This is a genomic window from Rhodococcus sp. NPDC059969, from assembly GCF_042738325.1.
GTDB lineage: Bacteria > Actinomycetota > Actinomycetes > Mycobacteriales > Mycobacteriaceae > Rhodococcus_F.
Genome location: NZ_JBHWUF010000003.1, coordinates 147,758 through 166,877 on the forward strand (window position 1 = coordinate 147,758; position 19,120 = coordinate 166,877).

Below are 19,120 nucleotides of genomic sequence, written 5' to 3' on the forward strand. Positions count from 1 at the left end.
TGCGATGTTCACTCCGGGTAGCGCCGCGGGGTGAACACCTGACGGCCCGAACCGGTTTCGACGACCGTCGTCATCGAGGAGCCGACGATCAGCAGAGTCCGCATGTCGATCTCGGAAGGCTCGAGCTCACCGAGGGTGACGACCCGAACGGATTCCTCGGCGCCTGCAACATCGCGCCCGATGACAACGGGAGTCTCGGGGGAGCGGTGCTCGAGCACGAGGTCCTTCATGGCCTGGACCTGCCAGGTCCGGGACTTCGACGCCGGGTTGTAGACCGCAAATGCCATGTCCGCGGCTGCAACTGCCGAGATCCGGCGTGCGACGACATCCCACGGCTTGAGGCGATCGGACAGGGAGAGCACCGCATAGTCGTGCCCGAGGGGAGCGCCGACGCGGCTGGCGACAGCGTTTGCCGCCGTCATGCCGGGAAGGATGCGGACCGGGACGCCGCTCCACTGGTCTTCGGCGGCAACTTCGAGAACTGCTGCAGCCATGGCGAATACGCCGGGATCTCCCGACGAGACGACAGCTACGCGGGCGCCGTTCTTCGCGAGGTCCAGCGCCATCGCGGCGCGTTCCGCTTCGACGCGGTTGTCGCTGGAATGGCGACGCTGACCTGGACGCGTCGGCACGCGATCGACGTAAGGGCCGTAGCCGACGAGGTCGGTGGCCAACGAAAGCTCATGCGCCACTTCAGGTGTGGTCCAGGCGGTATCGCCCGGCCCGAGTCCGACCACGACAACTTCGCCGCGAGACTCGGTCGCAGGTCGCGGGTTGTTCGACGGGCTCGGAACGATGGCGATCGAGAAGTACGGAACTCCGTCCGGGTCGACGTCGGCAGCAGATTCGACGCGTTGACGTGTGGTGCTCGCACGCTCGACGTAGTGGGCTTCATCCAAGCGGCCGGAATCCGCGAGCGATTGCAGGACTGGCGGGAACGTGCGTCCGAGCTTGAGGATGGCAGCGGCGTCGGTTCCCTCGAGCCGCCTGGACAGCTCGGCCTGCGGCAACGTGCCGGGCAGGATCGTCAGGATTTCTTCACCCTCGACCAGCGGCTTTCCGAGTGCAGCCGATGCCGCGCTGACGGAGGTGACACCGGGAATCACCTCGGCGTCGAAGCGATCGGCCAGCCTCTTGTGCATGTGCATGTAGGAGCTGTAGAAGAGCGGATCGCCGGCAGCGAGCAACGCGACGGTTCGACCGGCTTCGAGGTGAACTGCCAACCGCTCGGCAGCCGCTTCGTAGAACTCGTCCATCGCGCCCTGATATCCGCCGGGATGATCAACGGTCTCGGTGGTGACGGGGTAGACGAGGTGTTCTTCGATCTGCCCTTCGCGCATGTACGGCGCTGCAACGCCGCGGGAGATGCTCTTGCCGTGCCGCGCAGAGTGGAACGCGACGACGTCTGCCTCGCCGATGACGCGGGCGGCCTTGACAGTCACCAGTTCGGGATCACCGGGGCCGATTCCGACACCCCAGAGCTTGCCTGCGCTCATTCGACTTCGCTCGCAATCGCATTGACGACCGCCGCAGTGATCGCGCTGCCGCCGCGTCGGCCGCGGAGCACGAGATGATCGATTCCGCTGGCGTGTTCGATGAGAGCTTCCTTCGACTCGGCAGCGCCGATGAAGCCGACCGGACCTCCGACGATCGCCGCGGGACGGGGCGCTCCGGCTTCGATGAGATTCAGGAGATGGAACAGTGCGGTGGGTGCGTTTCCGATCGCGACAACAGCGCCCTCGAGCTTGGCTCCCCACAGTTCGAGGGCAGCGGCCGAGCGAGTGTTGTCGATGGTCGACGCCAGCACGGGAACCCGAGGATCGCCGAGGGTGCAGATGACGTCGTTGCCGGCGGGCAGACGCTTGCGCGTGATGCCGGCCGCCACCATCTGGGCGTCGCAGAAGATCGGCGCGCCGTCACGCAGAGCGGCACGCGCGGCCGAGACGACTCCGGGCGTGAAGGCGACGTCGTCGACGAGATCGACCTGGCCACTGGCGTGAATCATGCGAACTACAGCTTGCGAGACATCCGCCGGGAAACGGCTCAGGTCGGCTTCGGCCCGAATGGTGGCAAAGGACTGGCGATAGATTTCCGCGCCGTCACGGATGTACTCGATCATGTGCCACACGATAGAGGCATCACCGATTGGCCGGATTCACCCGGTAACCGTCACCCGTCGCAACCACATCCGCTACGTCCCCGCGGGGACGTCCGCAACTGCGCTCGCACCCGGCCCAGTGCTGCCGTCCAACGACGGGTAGCTCTGCTTGCTCGACGGCGTTGATCGCGTCGGTGCGCACGTCGGCGAGTGACTTCTCGCATCCCGGACTTCCGGTGCACGCGGTGACGTCGAGCCACGGCGAGTTCTCGTCGAAGATCAGCCCCATGGGGGCAAGCACTCGGACTACCTGCTCGGCTGCCCATTCGTCGAGGTCGAAGATATGCACCGATCGCCACGGCGTCACGACGACAGGCTTGTCGACGGCGGCGAGGAACTCGGCCAGCCGAGCGTCGAGCAGCCCGAATCGCAGGCCGCCGCCCAGGGCAACCGTTCCGTCTCGCTGTTCGAGCCAGCCGATGGTGGGCCGCGCTTCAGGCGTGAGGTCTGCCTCGCCGATGGCCTCGGCGCTCAGGCCCAACTGCTCGAGGGTGCGCTCGATTCCGTCCGGAACCTCGGCCAGGCGCCAGTGCTTGTCGCGAACGTCGAGGAACGATCGAGCCGCCTCGAGGAGCAATTCGACGGCGTCATCTGCATGTACGCGGTGAGTGGTGTGGTGACCGGCGAGCACCAGGGAATGCTCGGTGGCGCTGTGCGCATGGAGTCCGAAATCGCCCCGCAGCCCGGTGATGTCTCCGCGCCCGTCGTCAAGGGTGAACAGGGTTCGCCCCGGCAGATCTGCCAATGCCTGATCCGCTTGGATGGCCGAATCGAGACGGTGGACCAGTTCACGAATGTCGGCGACGCCCCCGATACGGCCGGACAGTGGGGACGCGAGAATGTTGCGTACTCGCTCGTGCGTCGCGGACGGCAGGAGACCGGCCGACGCGATGCGCGCCGCGAAGGCTTCGGGATCCGAGACCGAGCGCAACTGAACGTTGCCTCTCGAGGTGAGTTCCATCTGCCCGTTCCCCAGATCGCGCGCCGCGTCTGCAAGCGTCTGCAATTGGGCCGGGTTGAGGAGACCGCCGGGGAGGCGCACGCGTGCCAGTGCGCCGTCGGCGGCGTGGTGAACTTGCAGTGCACCCGGGCACGCGTCTGGCTGTGAACGGTCCGTGGGCATGGCTCCAGGGTACGACCTGTCATGAGTGCCTTCTGCGGACCGGTAGCATCACCACCACCAGTGACGGCAGTTGAGGAAACCGGTGAAAGTCCGGTGCGGTCGCGCCACTGTGAGTGTTCTTTCGAACGGAATGTGTTTCCGCTCGGAAACACGAGTCAGACCCTCAACCGCCGTCGATGACAGATCTGTGCCACGGGGCGCGAAACCCCAGGAAGGCTTCACCCGTGATTCTTCTGCTCTCCACGTCCGACACCGATCTGCTGAGCGCCCGCGCCAGCCAGGAAGCCGGCGACGGAGTTTCCTACCGCTGGGCCAACCCCTCGCGCCTGCTCGTTTCGGAAGACTTGCCGCCGCTGCTCGACGGCGTCGATCTCGTGATCGTTCGCATCCTCGGCAGCCGTCGTAGCTGGGAAGACGGCTTGGACATGGTCCTCGCTTCCGGACTCCCCGTAGTCGTGCTCGGCGGCGAGCACGCACCGGACGCCGATCTGATGGAGTGCTCGACGGTATCCGCCGGCGTCGCTGCGGAGGCCCACAACTACCTGGCCGAGGGTGGCGCACAGAATCTGGCACAGCTGCACCACTTCCTCTCCGACACCGTCCTGCTCACCGGTCACGGTTTCGAGCCGCCGGCACACCTGCCTTCCTGGGGGATCGCGGATTTCGCGCCCGATCTCGACTCGGCGACCGGTCCCGTCATCGCCGTTCTGTACTACCGCGCTCAGCACCTGGCCGGTAACACCCGGTATATCCAGGCGTTGTGCGACGCCGTCGCCGAGGCCGGTGGCACCGCGCTCCCGATCTACTGCGCATCACTACGAACCGCAGAAGCCGAACTTCTGACCACTCTCCGCCGCGCCGACGCCATGGTCGTGACAGTTCTTGCTGCCGGTGGCACCAAGCCTGCGACGGCGTCCGCCGGTGGCGACGACGAAGCCTGGGATGTTGCCGCACTCGCTGCTCTCGACGTCCCGATCCTGCAGGGGCTGTGCCTGACCAGTAGCCGCGCCACCTGGGACGAGAACGACGACGGACTGTCGCCTCTCGACGTCGCGACGCAGGTGGCGGTGCCGGAGTTCGACGGCCGCATCATCACCGTCCCGTTCTCCTTCAAGGAAATCGACTCCGACGGACTGTCCACGTACGTCCCCGACGTCGAGCGCGCTGCCCGTGTCGCCGGCATCGCTGTCCGTCACGGCAAGCTGCGCCACATTCCCACCACCGAGCGTCGCGTTGCTCTGATGCTCTCGGCGTACCCGACCAAGCACGCCCGCATCGGCAACGCCGTCGGTCTCGATACCCCGGCGAGCGCAATCGACCTGCTCACTGAAATGCGTTCTGCCGGTTACGACCTCGGTCCGGTCGACGGTCCGGACGCAGTTCCCGGCCTGGCGGCGAAGGACGGCGACGCGCTGATCCATGCCTTGATCGCGGCCGGCGGCCAGGATCCCGACTGGCTCACTGCCGAGCAGCTCGAGGGAAATCCGATCCGAATCTCGGCAGCAAAGTACCGCGAATGGTTCGCAACGTTGCCCGAAGAGCTGCGCAGCGGCGTCGAAGAGCATTGGGGCACAGCGCCCGGCGAGCTGTACGTCGACCGCTCGCAGGATCCGGACGGCGAAATCGTCATCGCGGCACTGCGATTCAACAACATCGTGCTCATGGTCCAGCCGCCCCGAGGATTCGGCGAAAAGCCCGTCGCGATCTACCACGATCCGGATCTGCCGCCGAGCCATCACTACCTCGCGGCCTACCGCTGGATCGCGGCGACGCCCGATGCTGGTGGATTCGGCGCCGACGCGGTTGTGCACCTCGGCAAGCACGGCAACCTCGAATGGTTGCCGGGCAAGACACTCGGCATGTCCAGCAACTGCGGCACCGACGCAGCCCTGGGCGACCTGCCGCTGATCTACCCCTTCCTGGTCAACGACCCGGGTGAAGGAACACAGGCAAAGCGTCGTGCCCACGCGACGCTCGTCGATCACCTGATCCCACCGATGGCCCGCGCCGAAAGCTACGGCGACATCTCCCGTCTCGAGCAACTGCTCGACGAGCACTCCAACATCTCCGCACTGGACCCGTCCAAACTGCCGGCCATTCGCCAGCAGATCTGGACGCTGATGCGGGCAGCCAAGATGGACCACGACCTAGGCCTCGCGGAGCGTCCCGAAGAAGACGTCTTCGACGACATGCTCCTGCACGTCGACGGTTGGCTGTGCGAGATCAAGGACGTCCAGATCCGCGACGGCCTGCACATTCTCGGTCGCGCTCCCGAGGGCGACGCCGAAATCGAACTGGTACTCGCGATGCTGCGCGCCCGCCAGATGTGGGGCGGCGAACAGAGCGTTCCCGGTCTGCGTGAGGCCCTCGGACTCAGCGAAGACGGCGACGAGTCCCGCAACCGTGTCGACGACATCGAGGAAAAGGCGCACGCTCTGGTTCGCGGCATGTACGACGCCGACTGGAGCTCCGCTGCCGCCGAAGACCTCAGCGACGACGAGACCGTCGTGAAGATCCTGCAGTTCGCCGCCACCGAAGTGGTTCCGCGTCTGCGCCAGACGAACAACGAGATCAAGCAGGTCCTGCACGCGCTCGACGGCGGTTTCATCGCCGCCGGTCCGAGCGGCTCGCCGCTGCGCGGCCTGATCAACGTGCTTCCCACCGGTCGCAACTTCTACTCGGTCGACCCCAAGGCAGTTCCGTCGCGTCTGGCGTGGGAGACCGGTCAGGCGATGGCCGAGTCGCTCGCCGCTCGCTATCTCGCCGATCACGGCGAGTACCCGCGCTCGGTGGGTCTGTCCGTGTGGGGAACCGCCGCCATGCGTACCTCCGGCGACGACATCGCCGAAGTATTTGCGCTCCTCGGTGTTCGCCCCGTCTGGGACGAAGCAAGCCGACGCGTGGTCAACCTCGAAGTCATCGATCTCGAAGAACTGGGCCGACCACGCATCGACGTCACCGTCCGCATCTCCGGATTCTTTCGTGATGCGTTCCCGCATGTGCTCGCATTGCTCGACGACGCCGTTCAGTTGGTGGCGGCGCTGGACGAGACGGACGAGCAGAACTACGTGCGCGCTCACGCGCAGGCCGACCTTGCCGAGCACGGCGACGCCAGGCGTGCGACCACCCGTATTTTCGGTTCGAAGCCCGGAACCTACGGCGCCGGCCTGCTGCAACTCATCGACTCCAAGACCTGGCGCGGTGACGACGACCTCGCCGAGGTGTACACCAACTGGGGCGGCTTCGCGTACGGCCGTGGGCTCGACGGAATCCCGGCAGCCGACGACATGCGCAGCGCATACCGTCGAATCAACGTGGCGGCCAAGAACACCGACACGCGTGAGCACGACATCGCCGATTCGGACGACTACTTCCAGTACCACGGCGGCATGGTTGCCACCGTGCGCGCGCTGACCGGAAAGTCACCCGAGGCGTACATCGGGGACAGCACCCGGCCGGAATCGGTTCGTACACGCACACTTTCGGAAGAGACCGCCCGCGTCTTCCGGGCGCGTGTCGTCAATCCCCGCTGGCTCGACGCCATGCGCCGTCACGGGTACAAGGGTGCATTCGAGATGGCGGCCACGGTCGACTACCTCTTCGGTTACGACGCCACCACCAACGTGGTTGCGGACTGGATGTACGAGAAGCTCGCCGAGACCTACGTTCTGGACGAGCAGAACCAGAAGTTCATGACCCAGTCGAACCCGTGGGCCCTGCACGGAATCGCCGAGCGACTCCTCGAAGCCGCCGAGCGCAACATGTGGGAGCACCCCGAGCAGAAGACACTCGACGGCTTGCGTCAGGTGTACCTCGAAACCGAAGGCGAACTCGAGGGGGAGTAGATCTCGAAGATCACCGGCGGGTCCGGGCGCTGAAGTGTTTCAGCGTCCGGACTTGATGATCTGAGCGACGTTCCGCTCGGCCAGAGCCGTAATGGTCAGTGACGGATTGACAGTGCCGGTACTTCCCGGAATTGCGGCGCCGTCCATCACGTACAGACCGTCGTAGCCCTTGACTCGCCCGTAGCCGTCGGTGGCCTTGCCCAGAACCGCACCGCCGAGGGGATGTGCGGTGAACGACGAATTGACGTCCTTCGCGAACGGCAACGCGGACGGCAGGGTGGTCCCGGCAAACGCCATCGTGTTTTGAACGGCGCGCAGGGCCTCGACGGTGGCGTCGTTGCCGTTCTTCGGCCAGTTCAACACCACCCGATCGTTGCCGCCGTCGTAAGCGAAGTCGGCGCGCTGTGAGTCGAGAGTCATACCCAAGGTTCCGAGCATGCCGATGTTCACGGGCAAGCCGGGAACGTACCAATTCTCGAGGGAGAGCGGCATTCCCGACTCGTCGACGATGCGCGACGCCGACGGCGCGGCCTGTGCGTTGCCGTCGCTGAAGCCGAACGAGCGCACCATTCCGGCGTCGCCGTTGGTTCCCCAGCCTTTGCCGATGTGTTCGTTGAGGTTCGGCAGCGCGCCGGTCGCTTGGGCGCGTACCAACAGTTCGGACGTGCCGATGGAGCCGGCGCCGAGGAACAACCGGTCACAGGTGAGAGTCTTGCGCGCCAGAACGCCGCCCGTCGGATCCGTCGATTCGACGTCGACGACGTAGCGTCCATCGCGTTCGCGACTGATTGCGAGCACCTGATGTCCGTAACACACGGTGGCTCGTCCGGTGGCTTCGGCGGCGGGAATGTAGTTCTGCGTGAGGTCGAACTTCGCCCCGTTGGAGTTGCCCATGTTGCTGTCACCAGCGGTGGCCGACGCGCGGGTGCGGCCGGCGAGTTCTGCGCGAACCACGTCCCAGTTCCAGATCCCGTCGATCCGCTGCGGATCGAAGCCCGCACGGCGAGCGTCCTGATCCCAGCGGCGCGAGTGACCGAAGTTCGGGGTTTGGTAGATGTCTTCGGGCAACGGACTCAGGCGCAGCATCTTGCGCACTTTGGGGTACCACGTCGCCGTCATCTCGTCGTAGTCGAGGGAGTTGCCGAAGACCGCGTCGAAGAATCGGCGCTCGGGGGCGATCATCACGCCGGTGAAGACGATGGACCCACCGCCGACTGCAGCGCCGCGCCAGACCGAGATGTGTTCGTAGTCGGTGGCATCGAGGACGCCGCTGAAGTAGTCGCACGCCACGGGGAGTCCGGTGAGGTTGGTGAACGATGTTCGCCGGAAAACTCCGCGGCCGTCAGCCAGCATGTCGGAGGTGTGAATCTCCCGCTGCGGATCGTGAGGCCATCGAAGTCCACGTTCGAGGATGGTGACCTGGGTGCCGCTCTGCGCCAACCTGAGGGCGGTGGCGCTTGCGCCGAATCCGGAGCCGATGACGATGGCTTCGGAATGCTCCGGGGGAGTAGGCGAGGGTACGAACAACTCGGGAACGAGCGCGCGGTAGTGATCAGCACCCATCGGTAGCGCCCGCAGAGGTGCGGGGGCTGCGTGGCTGATCGACGTCGACATGAGCGGTGCCGCGGCTGCAACTGCCGCCCCCACCCCGGCCGCCTTGAAAAAGTCACGACGCTGCATGTCACGGCGCTGCATGTGTAAGTTCGACTCCCCAGTTCGACGGTTTGCCTCAGAATAACTCGAGATGGAGTTTGGGGACGAAACGGTGTGTCAAATGCCTATTGAAACCGGATAAAACGTGCATAGGAGGCAAGTTTCAGTCGAGGATGAGCAGTCGCCAGATAGTCGCGGAAGCCTGTCGGTGTTCAGCGGGAGGCGCTCGCACCTATCCTCGAGGAGTGAACCCCGACTTCAAGCGTGTCTCCGAGGCCAAGTACGTCCTACTCACGACCTTCCGCAAGGACGGAACGCCGGTGGCGACTCCGCTCTGGGCCGCGCCGGACGGCGACAAGCTCCTGATGTGGACCGTCACCGATTCCTACAAGGTCAAGCGCATCAGGCGAAACCCGTCGGTCACCGTCGCTGCGTGCGATGCTCGGGGAAATCCCAAGGGTGAACCGGTTGCCGCTGTCGCCGAGATCCTCGACGGGCCGGGCACCGATCATGCTCGCGACGCGATAGCACGTCGGTACGGAATCCTCGGCTGGATCACCATGAAAGGCAGTCTCCTTCGCCGCGGCAAGACCGGAACGATCGGCCTTGCCATCACTTCGGCCTGACCGCGCGTCACTTGCCGAGCAGATCATCCAAGGCTGTGTCGAACTGCGGATAGGTGAATGGGAAGCCGTTGTCCGTCAACACTTTCGACACGGCGTGTCGACCGGTCAGGCCAAGGGCCGCGTCGCTGCGCAGCAGGAACGCGCCGAGCCGGACCATGAAAGCGGGTGTCGGCGGGGCAGGTGGCCGGTGAAGGTGCTTGCGCAGCCCGGCCATCAGTTCTGAATTTCGGACAGGATCCGGGGCAGTAGCGATGACCACACCCGAGGCGACCGAATCGGGTTCGAGGGCCCAGCGCACGATCGACAGCCAGTCCTCGATGTGAATCCAACTCGTCCACTGCCTGCCCGAGGCAACGCGTCCGCCCAGACCGAAACGCACGAGCAACAGCAGTCGCTCGAGCGCCGGTGTGCCCTTCTCCAACACGACGCTGGTCCGCAGGATCACTACTCGTGACGTGTGGGCGCCCTCGACCGCTGCCTCCCAGTCTTTGGCGACGTCGGTCATCTGAGGAGGCCCGTCAGCGAGGGGAGAATCCTCGTCCAGACGGGACTCACCCGCATCGCCGTAGATCGCGAGCGTGCTCGCCTGGATCCAGACCGGAACAGGGCTCGCCAGTAGTTTCGACGCTTCGACCAGCGCACGGGTCGGATCGACTCGGGAGCTGGTGAGCAGTGCGATGTTTGCCGGTGTGGGTCGGCGATCGACCAACTCTCCGGCCAGATTGATCACCGCGGCGCCGTCGAGTTCTCCTGCCCAGTCGCCCACCGTGACGCCGTCCCACTGAACCTGCCTGTGCCTGCCGGGTTTCGGTGACCGAGTCAGGACCACGACGTCGTACCCGCGGCCGGCGAGATCGTCGCTGATCCGGCGGCCGAGAGCGCCGGTGCCGCCGGCGATCACGACCTTCGCCATCACTGCGCCTGACTGACCGAGGACATGTGGAAATCGGGAATGCGCATCGGCGGCATCGCCGTTCGAGTGAACCAGTCTTTCCACTCGCGGGGGAGCGTGATCTCGGTTCGGCCCGCCTCCGTGACCCGCCGCAGGAGATCGAGAGGGCTCTCGTTGAAACGGAAGTTGTTGACGGCGCCGACGATCTTGCCGTCCTCGATTAAATACACACCGTCACGCGTGAGTCCGGTCAGCAGCAGCGTCGTGGGATCCACCTCGCGGATGTACCAGAGGGTTGTGAGCAGTAGACCCTTCTCGGTACCTGCGATCATGTCCTCGATCGAGGTGTCGTCACCACCGGTCAGGATGAGATTGTCGCCGGGAACTGCGACAGGTCGACCGAATTCTCGCGCAGCGTGGCGCGGGTACGCCAGCGCATTGACAACCCCGTCGCGGACCCAGTCGACGGGTTCGATCTCCATACCGTTGTCGAACAGTGAGACGGATTCGCTCGACGACGTCGTGATCACGAACGGCGCGGACTGCAAGCCCTCGGCCTCGGGGTCGGAGGTCAGCGTGAGTGGCAAAGCACCGAGTTTCTCGCCGATCCGGGTGCCACCGGTGGAGGAAAGTGCGGTGTGCCCCTCTTCGGCGCCGCGACCCTCCATGGTCCACATCAGATAGATCATCAGGTCCGCCACAGCAGATGGCGGAAGAATCGTCTCGTAGCGGCCGGCGGGCAGGCTGACGGAATTACCCGCCCAGTCGAGTCGAGTGGTCAACTGTGACAAGAGCTTCGGTATTGAAATGTCGCTGAAATCGACAGTTCCGGATCCGACCCAGGCACTCGCGTCGCCGCGCTTGCCGTTGATTTCCACTGACCCGGTCGCCTGAGCCGTTCTGCGTCGCACGCCCGTCGAGGATCCGAGCCAGGTGGTGTGCAACTGGTGGTGGGCGAAGCCGAACAACTGGTCGCCGCCGTCGAAGGCCTTCGACAGGTCGGCAGCCAACTGAGCAAAGACACCGATGTCGGTCAAGGCGGGCGGCAGGTCCCAGTCGGTCTCCGCCGCCGATTGGGTGATCAAGTCGGATGCGTCGTCAGCGGGAGTGGCTGTGCGAGCAGCTTCTTCGCTTGCCTGCACGAGCGCGGAGATCTGCTCCAGATCGACACTGCTGGAACTGACGGTGCCCACCTTCGCGATGTCACCTTCGCGCACGATCGAGATCACCGTCCACGTCCGGGACAGTGAGACTCCGTTGGTGGTCATCGAATTGTTGGCCCACCGGAGCGACGCTTCACTCGCGTCGGTCACGATCACCAACGATTCGTCTACCGTCCTCGCGGCCAATGCACGCTCGACGACCTGCTGCGGATCGATCACTGCTGAGCCTCCGAACGGGTATTGAGGATGTTGACTCCGCGGAACAGGGCGGACGGGCAGCCGTGGCTGACCGCCGCAACCTGACCGGGTTGCGCCTTGCCGCAGTTGAATGCGCCTTGCAGTCGCCAGGTCGACTCTCCGCCGACGGCTTCCATCGAGCCCCAGAAATCTGTCGTCGTCGCCTGATACGCCACGTCACGCACCTGACCGTCGAGCTTTCCCTCACGGATCTTGAAGAACCGCTGACCGGTGAACTGGAAGTTGTAGCGCTGCATGTCGATCGACCAGGACTTGTCACCGACGACGTAGATGCCGTTCTCGACTCGTGAGATCAGGTCTTCGGTCGACGTGTCCGTGTGAGGGTCGGGGGAGAGCGAGACGTTGGCCATACGCTGGATGGGAACGTGATGTGCGGAGTCTGCATACGAGCATCCGTTGGAACGCGTCAGTCCCAGCCTCGGGGCGAACACGCGATCGAGTTGATACCCGACCAGTGTTCCGTCGGCGACCAGATCCCACCGCTGAGCGGCGACGCCGTCGTCGTCGAATCCGACGCTGGCCAGACCGTGCTCTTGGTTTCGATCGGCGGTCACGTGCATCAGCGATGTTCCGTACTTCAGCGTTCCCAGCTTGTCCGGCGTCGCGAACGACGTACCGGCGTAGGCCGCTTCGTAGCCGATTGCCCGGTCGTATTCGGTGGCATGTCCGATGGATTCGTGGATCGTGAGCCACAGATTGGTCGGATCGATCACGAGGTCGGTCGGGCCCGCTTCGACGGTCGGTGCCTTCGTTTTTTCGGCCAGCCACTCCGGTATCCGGGCGAGCTCGTCGCCCCAGTTCCACGTGCTCTCCGCCCCGAGATACTCCCATCCGCGCCCGACCGGCGGAGCCAAGGTACGCATCGATTCGAAGCTGCCGGCCGACTTGTCGACGGCTGTCGCTTCGAACTCGGGGTGCAGACGCACCCGTTGCTGGGTGATCGACGAACCAGCCAGATCCGCGTAGAAGGTCTGTTCCTTGACCTGGAGGACGCTCGCCGTGACGTGATCCACGCCGTCAGCGGCTTGAAGCCGCCCGGAATAGTCGACCAGCAGGGCTACCTTGTCGGACGTCGGTGTCGCGAAAGGATCTTCGAAGTACGGCGACACCCACGTCGCGTCGGCATAGACGGGCTCGTCGGCGAGGGTGACCGGATCACGATTGAGTGAGCGCAATGCCTTCGCAACCTCGACGGCTTGGCGCGCCAGCGCAGCCGCGACGTCAGGGGACACCTCGGCGTGGGAGGCGAACCCCCAGGTGCCGTCGACGATCACGCGGACGGCGACCCCGATCTCGTCTCCGTCGGACACGGCCTGAACTACGCCGTCGCGCAACCTGATCGACTGTGTGAGCACGCGGTGGACACGAACGTCGGCGTGCTGGGCTCCGGCGGATCTTGCTGCCGACAGCGCCGCGTCGGCGACGGCTCGCAGCGGGAGGGCGAGGAAATCTGCATCGACATCTCGGGTGACGGTCACGCACACGACGCTAGTCGACGACCGCCGATCTCAGCCGAACTGCTGCCATCCGAGGCGGATCACCATGGCGATCACGACAACCAACAGCGTGATCCGCACGAACCCCGATCCCTTGCTCAACGCCATCCGCGAACCGATGACCGCGCCGAGAACGTTGCAGACAGCCATCGCCAAACCCAAACTCCACCAGACATGTCCGGTGACGGCGAAGTACGCGAGCGCGCCGAAGTTGGAACCGAGATTGATCACCTTCGCCATCGCTGCGCTGCGGACGAATTCGGTTCCGAGGAAGGTCGCGAAGCTGATGATGAGGAACGTGCCGGTGCCCGGCCCGAGCAGACCGTCGTAGAGGCCGATGAGTCCGGCGGAGAGCAGCAGGACGAGAACGGTCTTACGCTGCGTCGGACGATGAGTGGCGATGGTGGTGCCCAGCGTCGGACGCATGGTCACGAAGACGGCGACAGCGACGAGGACGACCATCACGATCGGAATGAAGTACTTCTTGTCGATCAGTGAAACGGCCGCCGCTCCGCACGCGGCTGTCACCGCAGCCAAGGCAGCTGCCGGAGCCAGCTGCCGCCACTCCATCGGGATTCGCCGGGAGAACGTGTACACCGCGGCGCTCGTCCCGGTGAAGGCCGTGAGTTTGTTGGTGGCCAGGGCCGCCTGCGGGGTCAATTGGGGCGCGACCAGAAAGAGCGCGGGCAACAGAATCAATCCGCCGCCGCCGACGACGGCGTCCACCCAACCCGCCGCCGTCGCTGCCGTCATCAGCAGTCCCCAATCAGCAATATCCACGGCGGTGACTCTTTCACAGCTGTGACACTCTTGAGCACATGCGGAGGTTCAGCCTGTGGCTGCGAGGAAAGCCGATGATCGCGGACAGCGCTCTGGCGCTCGTGTTCTTCGCGCTCGAAGTTGTCACGTTCGTGAGCTCACCTCGCGAGGAACGATGGCCTCAGCTCGTCGTCGGATTTCTGATCTGCCTGCCGGTCGTATGGCGTCGCAAATTTCCCCGCATCTCCGCAGCTGCCATATTGTCCATGTCGTATTTCGCGACCCTGATGATGTGGGCGACAGGGGACCCGGCTGCGGAACATCCAGGACTGCTGGCACTCGGCGTCTCGCTCTACACACTCGTTGCGTACGTAGATCGGCGCACAGGGGCAATCTTCGCGTGCTTCCTGGCCCTCGACATGACTCTCTCGTTGCTCGTGATCCGCGAAGACGTGATCCTCACGATCATCATCGCGACGCTGCTCTATGCGCTCGCCTGGATCACCGCAGAGTTCTTGAGCGCGCGGCGCGCATACGACGAGGAAGTGGCAGCCAGACTCGAAGTGGCCGAGTACGAACGGGATCGGCGCGCCGAGGATGCGGTGGCCACGGAAAGAACCCGGATCGCCCGCGAGCTCCACGACGTCGTTGCCCATGCGGTCAGCGTGATGATCGTGCAGGCGGACGGAGCGTCGTACGCGGTCGAATCCAATCCGGCGTTGGCCAAGAAAGCGCTGGGCAATATCTCCAGCACCGGACGCGACGCGCTTGCCGAACTTCGCCGGACCGTCTCGCTCCTGCGCACCGAGGTAAGCAGTGACGCGATGCCGCAACACGGAACGGCTGGTATTGCCAAGGTCGTCGAGATGATGCGTGCCGCCGGACTCGGCGTGCGCCTCGAGCTGACCGGTGAACTCGACGACGTCAGTCCGTCGGTCAGCCTGGGCATTCATCGCCTCGTCCAAGAGTCCCTGACCAATGTCCTCCGTCACGCCGGCGCAAATCCGAAGGCACGAGTCACCGTGCGCCGCACCGAAACCGCGGTGCTGCTCGAGGTGGTCGACAACGGAACGTCGAGTTCGACCTTCTCCCACGGTTCGGGGAACGGACTGGTCGGCATGCGCGAGCGGGTGGCAGTACTGCACGGGACACTCGAAACCGGACGACGACCCGACGGCAGTTGGCGTGTCTATGCGGAACTACCACTCGAGATCCACGACTGATCCAGGCGATGTCTCTGTAACCAGGTGTCGGAGCAATCGCGTTGGCACCGACGTCTCAGGCCCGATAGGTTTACGCCGTGCCCATCACCGTGCTGCTAGTCGACGATCAGGAACTCATGCGGATGGGCCTGAACATGGTGCTCGAAGCACATGAAGACATCTCGGTCATCGGTGAGGCCGGCGACGGAGCCGCGGCGGTCGCAGCGGCGGTGGCGCTGAAGCCTGACGTCGTGTTGATGGACGTGCGGATGCCGATTGTCGACGGAGTGAAAGCCACGGAGCAGATTCTTGCCTCCGGGATCGAGTCGCGAGTCCTGGTGATGACGACGTTCGATCTCGACGAACACGCGCTCGGCGCCCTGCGAGCCGGAGCGAGCGGCTTTCTTCTCAAGGACACCCCGCCAGAGGATCTGGTGTCGGCCATCCGCAGCGTGGCGGCCGGTGATGCGGTTGTCTCCCCGAAAGTGACTCGTCGTCTGCTGTCGAGGTTCATCGTGGACGGTCCGGCGCCGCGACGCGATCCGGTTGTTCTCGACGTCCTGACCGAACGCGAACGCGAAGTCCTCGGACACGTGGCCACTGGCCTGTCGAACATCGAGATCGCACAGCAGCTGTACCTGTCCGAATCGACTATCAAGTCGCACGTCGGACGCATTCTCACGAAACTCGACCTGCGCGATCGTGTGCAGGCGGTGGTGCTGGCCTACGAGACCGGATTGGTGACTCCGGGCGCGTAGGCCGGCCACCTGTCAAGCGGCGAGCGGTTCGCTCTGGTCAGGCATCGAGCGCTTCGCTCTGGTCAGGCATCGAAGGCGCCCACTGTGGGGAGCACGATGCAGGACTTTCCGTCGGCGTAGTCGACATTGCCGAACAGTGCGGCAAACACCTTGCCGTCACCGGTGTCGACGACCTTCGAGAGCAACGGCGTATCGAGTACCGGCAACTTCTCGTCCAACGGGACGATGCCGCCCTTGAACGTGCCCACGTTGATCCAGGCGACACTCAACCCTGATGTCTTGGGGATGCCCACGTAACCCGGGATTGCCTGGAAACGAAGGTGATCGGCCTCGACCCACGGCGGCAAGGGGAAGTTCGGACCGGCCTGCGCGGAGCTGAGCGTGACGGTGACAGGCTCGCCGGCGATGCCGCACCCGATCGTCGGTGCCGGGTACATGAACGACTGAGGCTTCGTGACGCCGACGGCGGGGATATCGAGGGCTGCGGTGATCTGGTCGGCGCCCGCCGCGCCGATCAGCTGCTGGACAGCGGCAGAAGCTTCGGGGGAGATGGCCGCGGCCTGGGCGATCAGCGCAGCAATACCCTCGGGTGCAACCGGTTCTGCGGCGGCGGTTCCGGCGCTCATCATCGTGCTGCCGGCGGTGAGTGCCACGACGGCGGCAGTGCCGGCGAGGGCAGCCGGGATGCGTCGGGCGAGTGTCTTGCCGGGGAGTCGGCTCATGTCGGGCTCCTTCATTTCATGAGGCCGGGAAATGCGGCCCGAAGTGACTTGACCACGTCCAGACTCTCAACGTCAACTTGAGGTTTAGAATCGTTAGCGGAGCGTTAGTTAACGCCAGGCAAGTCGACGGCGCCCCGCAGAGGCCCCATGTGACTCACGGCACCCGTCTGTTTTGCAGGTCTGCATCGTTGTCGGGAGAAAAACCGGCCCCTCGAGCGTTGAACGGGTAGACCGTCTGAAAGGGGACGTCATGATCGCCGCCGTATTCCTCCTCTACGTGATCGTCGAGATCGCAGCCTTGGTCATCGTGGGCAACGCCATCGGTGTCGCCTGGACCGTGCTGCTGTTTCTCGCCGGATCGCTTGTCGGATTGATCCTCATGCGTTCGCAGTGGCGACGGGTCATGGACGGATTCCGTAAGGCCACGCGGGGTGAGGGATCGCCGTCACTGGCAGTCGCCGACGGCGCCTTGGTCGCGGCAGGCTCCGCGTTGATGTTCGTGCCCGGACTCGTGACTTCCGTTCTGGGCCTGCTGCTTCTGATTCCGCCGACCCGCTGGGCACTGCGCCCGCTTGCCGTCCTCCTGGCAGGCAAGCGCGCAGCAGCATTTGCTGCCGGTGGTGACGCCTTTGCCGGAACCGTCGGCTACGCGGCGCGGATGCGCGGAAACGGCGAGGTGATCGACGGCGAGATCATCGTCGAGACACCCGAAACCACCGAGTACGTAGCCAGCAGCGGCAAGGAACTGGTCCTCGAGGGTGAGATTCTGGACACGGATACACCCACCCGTTCGCGGGGGCCGCAGTACTAACAGGCAGACTGGGTGCTCGTGACTACTCGTCTGCTGGTCAACGGCCGGATCTACAGTTCATTTGCACCTGACGCGACCTCGATCGCCATCACCGACGGCACCGTCGTGTGGGTCGGCGACGAGCGCGCCGGACGGGCGTTGCACCCCGCCGCGGAGATCGAAGACCTGGGCGGTGCGTTTGTCACTCCAGGGTTCGTCGACACTCACGTCCACATCACCGCACTGGGACTCAATCTCGTCGGCCTCGATCTCGTGGGCGCGAACTCTCTGGACGAATGCCTCTCGCGAGTACGAACATTCGCAGCCGCGAACCCCGAAACTGCCCATCCCGACGCAGTCATCTGGGGACACGGTTGGGACGACACCGAGTGGGCCGAGCAGACGCCGCCGTCGACCGCAGATCTCGACGCCGCGGCACCTGGCCGCAAGGTATATCTCTCGCGGATCGATGTTCACTCGGCCGCGTGCTCGAGCGCATTGCGCGACGGCATCTCCGGCCTCGCCGACACCGCTGGATACTCAGCCGAGGGCCCGTTGACGTTCGACGCACACCACCTGGCGCGCAATGCCGCTCGGAATCTGCTGACGGAAACGCAGCGCGCTTCTGCTCGTACCGCTGCGCTCGATCTCTGCGCCTCACGCGGAATCGTTGCCGTTCACGAGTGCGGGGGACCGGACATCTCGGGATTGACCGACTTTCAGGAACTCCTGTCCCACGATCACGGCGTGGAGGTTCGGGGCTACTGGGGTGAACGCGTCGACAGCGAGGAGGACGCGCGCGCGCTCCTCGACAAGACCGGTGCCCACGGACTCGGCGGGGATCTCTTCATCGACGGTTCTCTCGGTTCACACACCGCCTGGTTGCTCGAACCCTATGCAGACCAACCTGATTCGACGGGAAACGCCTACCTCGACGTCGACGCGATCGCCGCACACATCCGGGCCTGCACCCTCGCGGGTGTCCAGGCCGGATTCCACGCCATCGGTGACGGCGCCGTGTCGTCCGCAGCTGCCGCGTTCCGGAAAGTGGCCGACGAACTGGGTGGCCCCAAGGTCGCCGCGCTGGGTCACCGCCTCGAACATGCGGAGATGATGTCGATGGCCGACGCGGAAACCTTTGCCGCCTTGGGCGTCATCGCGAGTGTCCAGCCGGTGTTCGACGCACTGTGGGGCGGTACCGACGGCCTGTACGCGACACGTCTGGGCCTCGACCGCGCGGCAGCTCTGAATCCGTTTGCACCCGCTGCCGGTAAGGGCGTCTCACTCGCATTCAGTTCCGATGCGCCGGTCACCCCGATCGAGCCGTGGGCGATGCTGCGCGCCGCTGTTCAGCACCGCACCGACGGAAGTGGGATCTCGCCGCGTGCGGCCTTCTCCGCAGCAACACGCGGTGCTTGGCGCGCGGGCGGCGTGCGGGACGGCGCCGCGGGAACGCTCAATCCGGGCGCACCGGCGTCCTACGTGTTGTGGGAGGCAGGCGAACTCGAAGTGAGTGCACCGGCCGACTCGGTTCAGCGATGGTCCACCGATCCGCGCTCGCGAGTACCCGCTCTGCCGAGGCTGGCGGAAGATGCGCCGATTCCGGTCTGCATCGAGTCCGTGCATCGCGGACGCGTCGTCTATCAGCGCAGCTCGACGAGTGAGTGAGCGCAGC

General features: G+C 64.9%; 15 protein-coding genes and 1 riboswitch. Of the genes, 6 read left to right on the forward strand and 9 right to left on the reverse strand.

Annotated features, from left to right (window positions below; all coding sequences use genetic code 11):
• Nucleotides 1–8: 8 nt before the first annotated feature.
• Genes cobJ through cobG form a run of 3 tightly spaced genes read right to left on the reverse strand, consistent with a single transcriptional unit; the run spans nt 9 to nt 3,281 of the window.
• Nucleotides 9–1,496 (reverse strand): precorrin-3B C(17)-methyltransferase, encoded by a 1,488-nt coding sequence (cobJ, locus tag ACFWAD_RS12375; RefSeq protein WP_378544116.1) that lies wholly within the window; start codon nt 1,494–1,496, stop codon nt 9–11.
• Nucleotides 1,493–2,119: a precorrin-8X methylmutase gene (locus tag ACFWAD_RS12380; RefSeq protein WP_007729839.1), complete on the reverse strand. Its 627-nt coding sequence runs from the start codon at nt 2,117–2,119 to the stop codon at nt 1,493–1,495. Before ACFWAD_RS12380 ends, cobJ begins: the two co-directional genes overlap by 4 nt.
• A gap of 19 nt (nt 2,120–2,138) precedes the next feature.
• Nucleotides 2,139–3,281 carry a precorrin-3B synthase gene (cobG, locus tag ACFWAD_RS12385; RefSeq protein ID WP_378544119.1) on the reverse strand — a complete coding sequence of 381 codons (1,143 nt, stop codon included), beginning with the start codon at nt 3,279–3,281 and terminating at the stop codon, nt 2,139–2,141.
• Between the two features lie 74 nt (nt 3,282–3,355).
• Nucleotides 3,356–3,442, forward strand: a riboswitch (cobalamin riboswitch).
• Nucleotides 3,443–3,505: 63 nt separating this feature from the next.
• Between cobG and cobN the strand changes: the two genes are divergently transcribed.
• The gene (gene cobN / locus ACFWAD_RS12390) at nt 3,506–7,126 is read left to right on the forward strand and encodes a cobaltochelatase subunit CobN (RefSeq protein ID WP_378544122.1); all 3,621 of its coding nucleotides are present in this window, start codon (nt 3,506–3,508) and stop codon (nt 7,124–7,126) included.
• A gap of 39 nt (nt 7,127–7,165) precedes the next feature.
• Here the strand turns inward: cobN and ACFWAD_RS12395 are convergent, their stop codons facing one another.
• The gene (locus tag ACFWAD_RS12395) at nt 7,166–8,821 is read right to left on the reverse strand and encodes a GMC oxidoreductase (protein ID WP_378544125.1); all 1,656 of its coding nucleotides are present in this window, start codon (nt 8,819–8,821) and stop codon (nt 7,166–7,168) included.
• A 203-nt stretch (nt 8,822–9,024) separates the two neighbouring features.
• Between ACFWAD_RS12395 and ACFWAD_RS12400 the strand changes: the two genes are divergently transcribed.
• Complete coding sequence (locus ACFWAD_RS12400; protein ID WP_378446028.1) at nt 9,025–9,405, forward strand: PPOX class F420-dependent oxidoreductase; 381 nt, start codon at nt 9,025–9,027, stop codon at nt 9,403–9,405.
• A gap of 7 nt (nt 9,406–9,412) precedes the next feature.
• Here ACFWAD_RS12400 and ACFWAD_RS12405 read toward each other — a convergent pair whose 3' ends face one another.
• The 4 genes from ACFWAD_RS12405 to ACFWAD_RS12420 are packed head-to-tail and all read right to left on the reverse strand — an operon-like array spanning nt 9,413 to nt 13,994.
• A complete protein-coding gene (locus tag ACFWAD_RS12405; RefSeq protein ID WP_378544128.1) occupies nt 9,413–10,318 on the reverse strand; it encodes a TIGR01777 family oxidoreductase in 906 nt (301 codons plus the stop codon).
• Nucleotides 10,318–11,679, reverse strand: coding sequence for a metallopeptidase TldD-related protein (locus ACFWAD_RS12410; protein ID WP_378544131.1), 1,362 nt, complete (start codon nt 11,677–11,679; stop codon nt 10,318–10,320). The genes ACFWAD_RS12405 and ACFWAD_RS12410 overlap by 1 nt, the downstream gene beginning before the upstream one ends.
• Entirely contained in the window at nt 11,676–13,196 is a 1,521-nt protein-coding gene (locus tag ACFWAD_RS12415; protein WP_378544138.1) for a TldD/PmbA family protein, read from the reverse strand. The genes ACFWAD_RS12410 and ACFWAD_RS12415 overlap by 4 nt, the downstream gene beginning before the upstream one ends.
• Before the next feature lie 30 nt (nt 13,197–13,226).
• Nucleotides 13,227–13,994 (reverse strand): TSUP family transporter, encoded by a 768-nt coding sequence (locus ACFWAD_RS12420; protein WP_230815638.1) that lies wholly within the window; start codon nt 13,992–13,994, stop codon nt 13,227–13,229.
• 38 nt (nt 13,995–14,032) lie between these two features.
• On the opposite strand from ACFWAD_RS12420, the gene ACFWAD_RS12425 reads away from it, so the two are divergent.
• Nucleotides 14,033–15,196, forward strand: a complete 1,164-nt coding sequence (locus ACFWAD_RS12425) for a sensor histidine kinase (protein WP_378544141.1) — start codon at nt 14,033–14,035, stop codon at nt 15,194–15,196.
• A 77-nt stretch (nt 15,197–15,273) separates the two neighbouring features.
• Nucleotides 15,274–15,933, forward strand: a complete 660-nt coding sequence (locus ACFWAD_RS12430) for a response regulator transcription factor (RefSeq protein ID WP_003945024.1) — start codon at nt 15,274–15,276, stop codon at nt 15,931–15,933.
• Between the two features lie 62 nt (nt 15,934–15,995).
• Here ACFWAD_RS12430 and ACFWAD_RS12435 read toward each other — a convergent pair whose 3' ends face one another.
• Nucleotides 15,996–16,655 carry a hypothetical protein gene (locus tag ACFWAD_RS12435; protein ID WP_378544144.1) on the reverse strand — a complete coding sequence of 220 codons (660 nt, stop codon included), beginning with the start codon at nt 16,653–16,655 and terminating at the stop codon, nt 15,996–15,998.
• Nucleotides 16,656–16,905: 250 nt separating this feature from the next.
• On the opposite strand from ACFWAD_RS12435, the gene ACFWAD_RS12440 reads away from it, so the two are divergent.
• Together ACFWAD_RS12440 and ACFWAD_RS12445 are read left to right on the forward strand one after the other, a co-directional pair.
• Nucleotides 16,906–17,466 (forward strand): FxsA family protein, encoded by a 561-nt coding sequence (locus ACFWAD_RS12440; protein WP_378544147.1) that lies wholly within the window; start codon nt 16,906–16,908, stop codon nt 17,464–17,466.
• 12 nt (nt 17,467–17,478) lie between these two features.
• On the forward strand, nt 17,479–19,113 hold the full coding sequence (locus ACFWAD_RS12445; protein WP_378544150.1) for an amidohydrolase: 1,635 nt from the start codon (nt 17,479–17,481) through the stop codon (nt 19,111–19,113).
• Nucleotides 19,114–19,120: the final 7 nt, after the last annotated feature.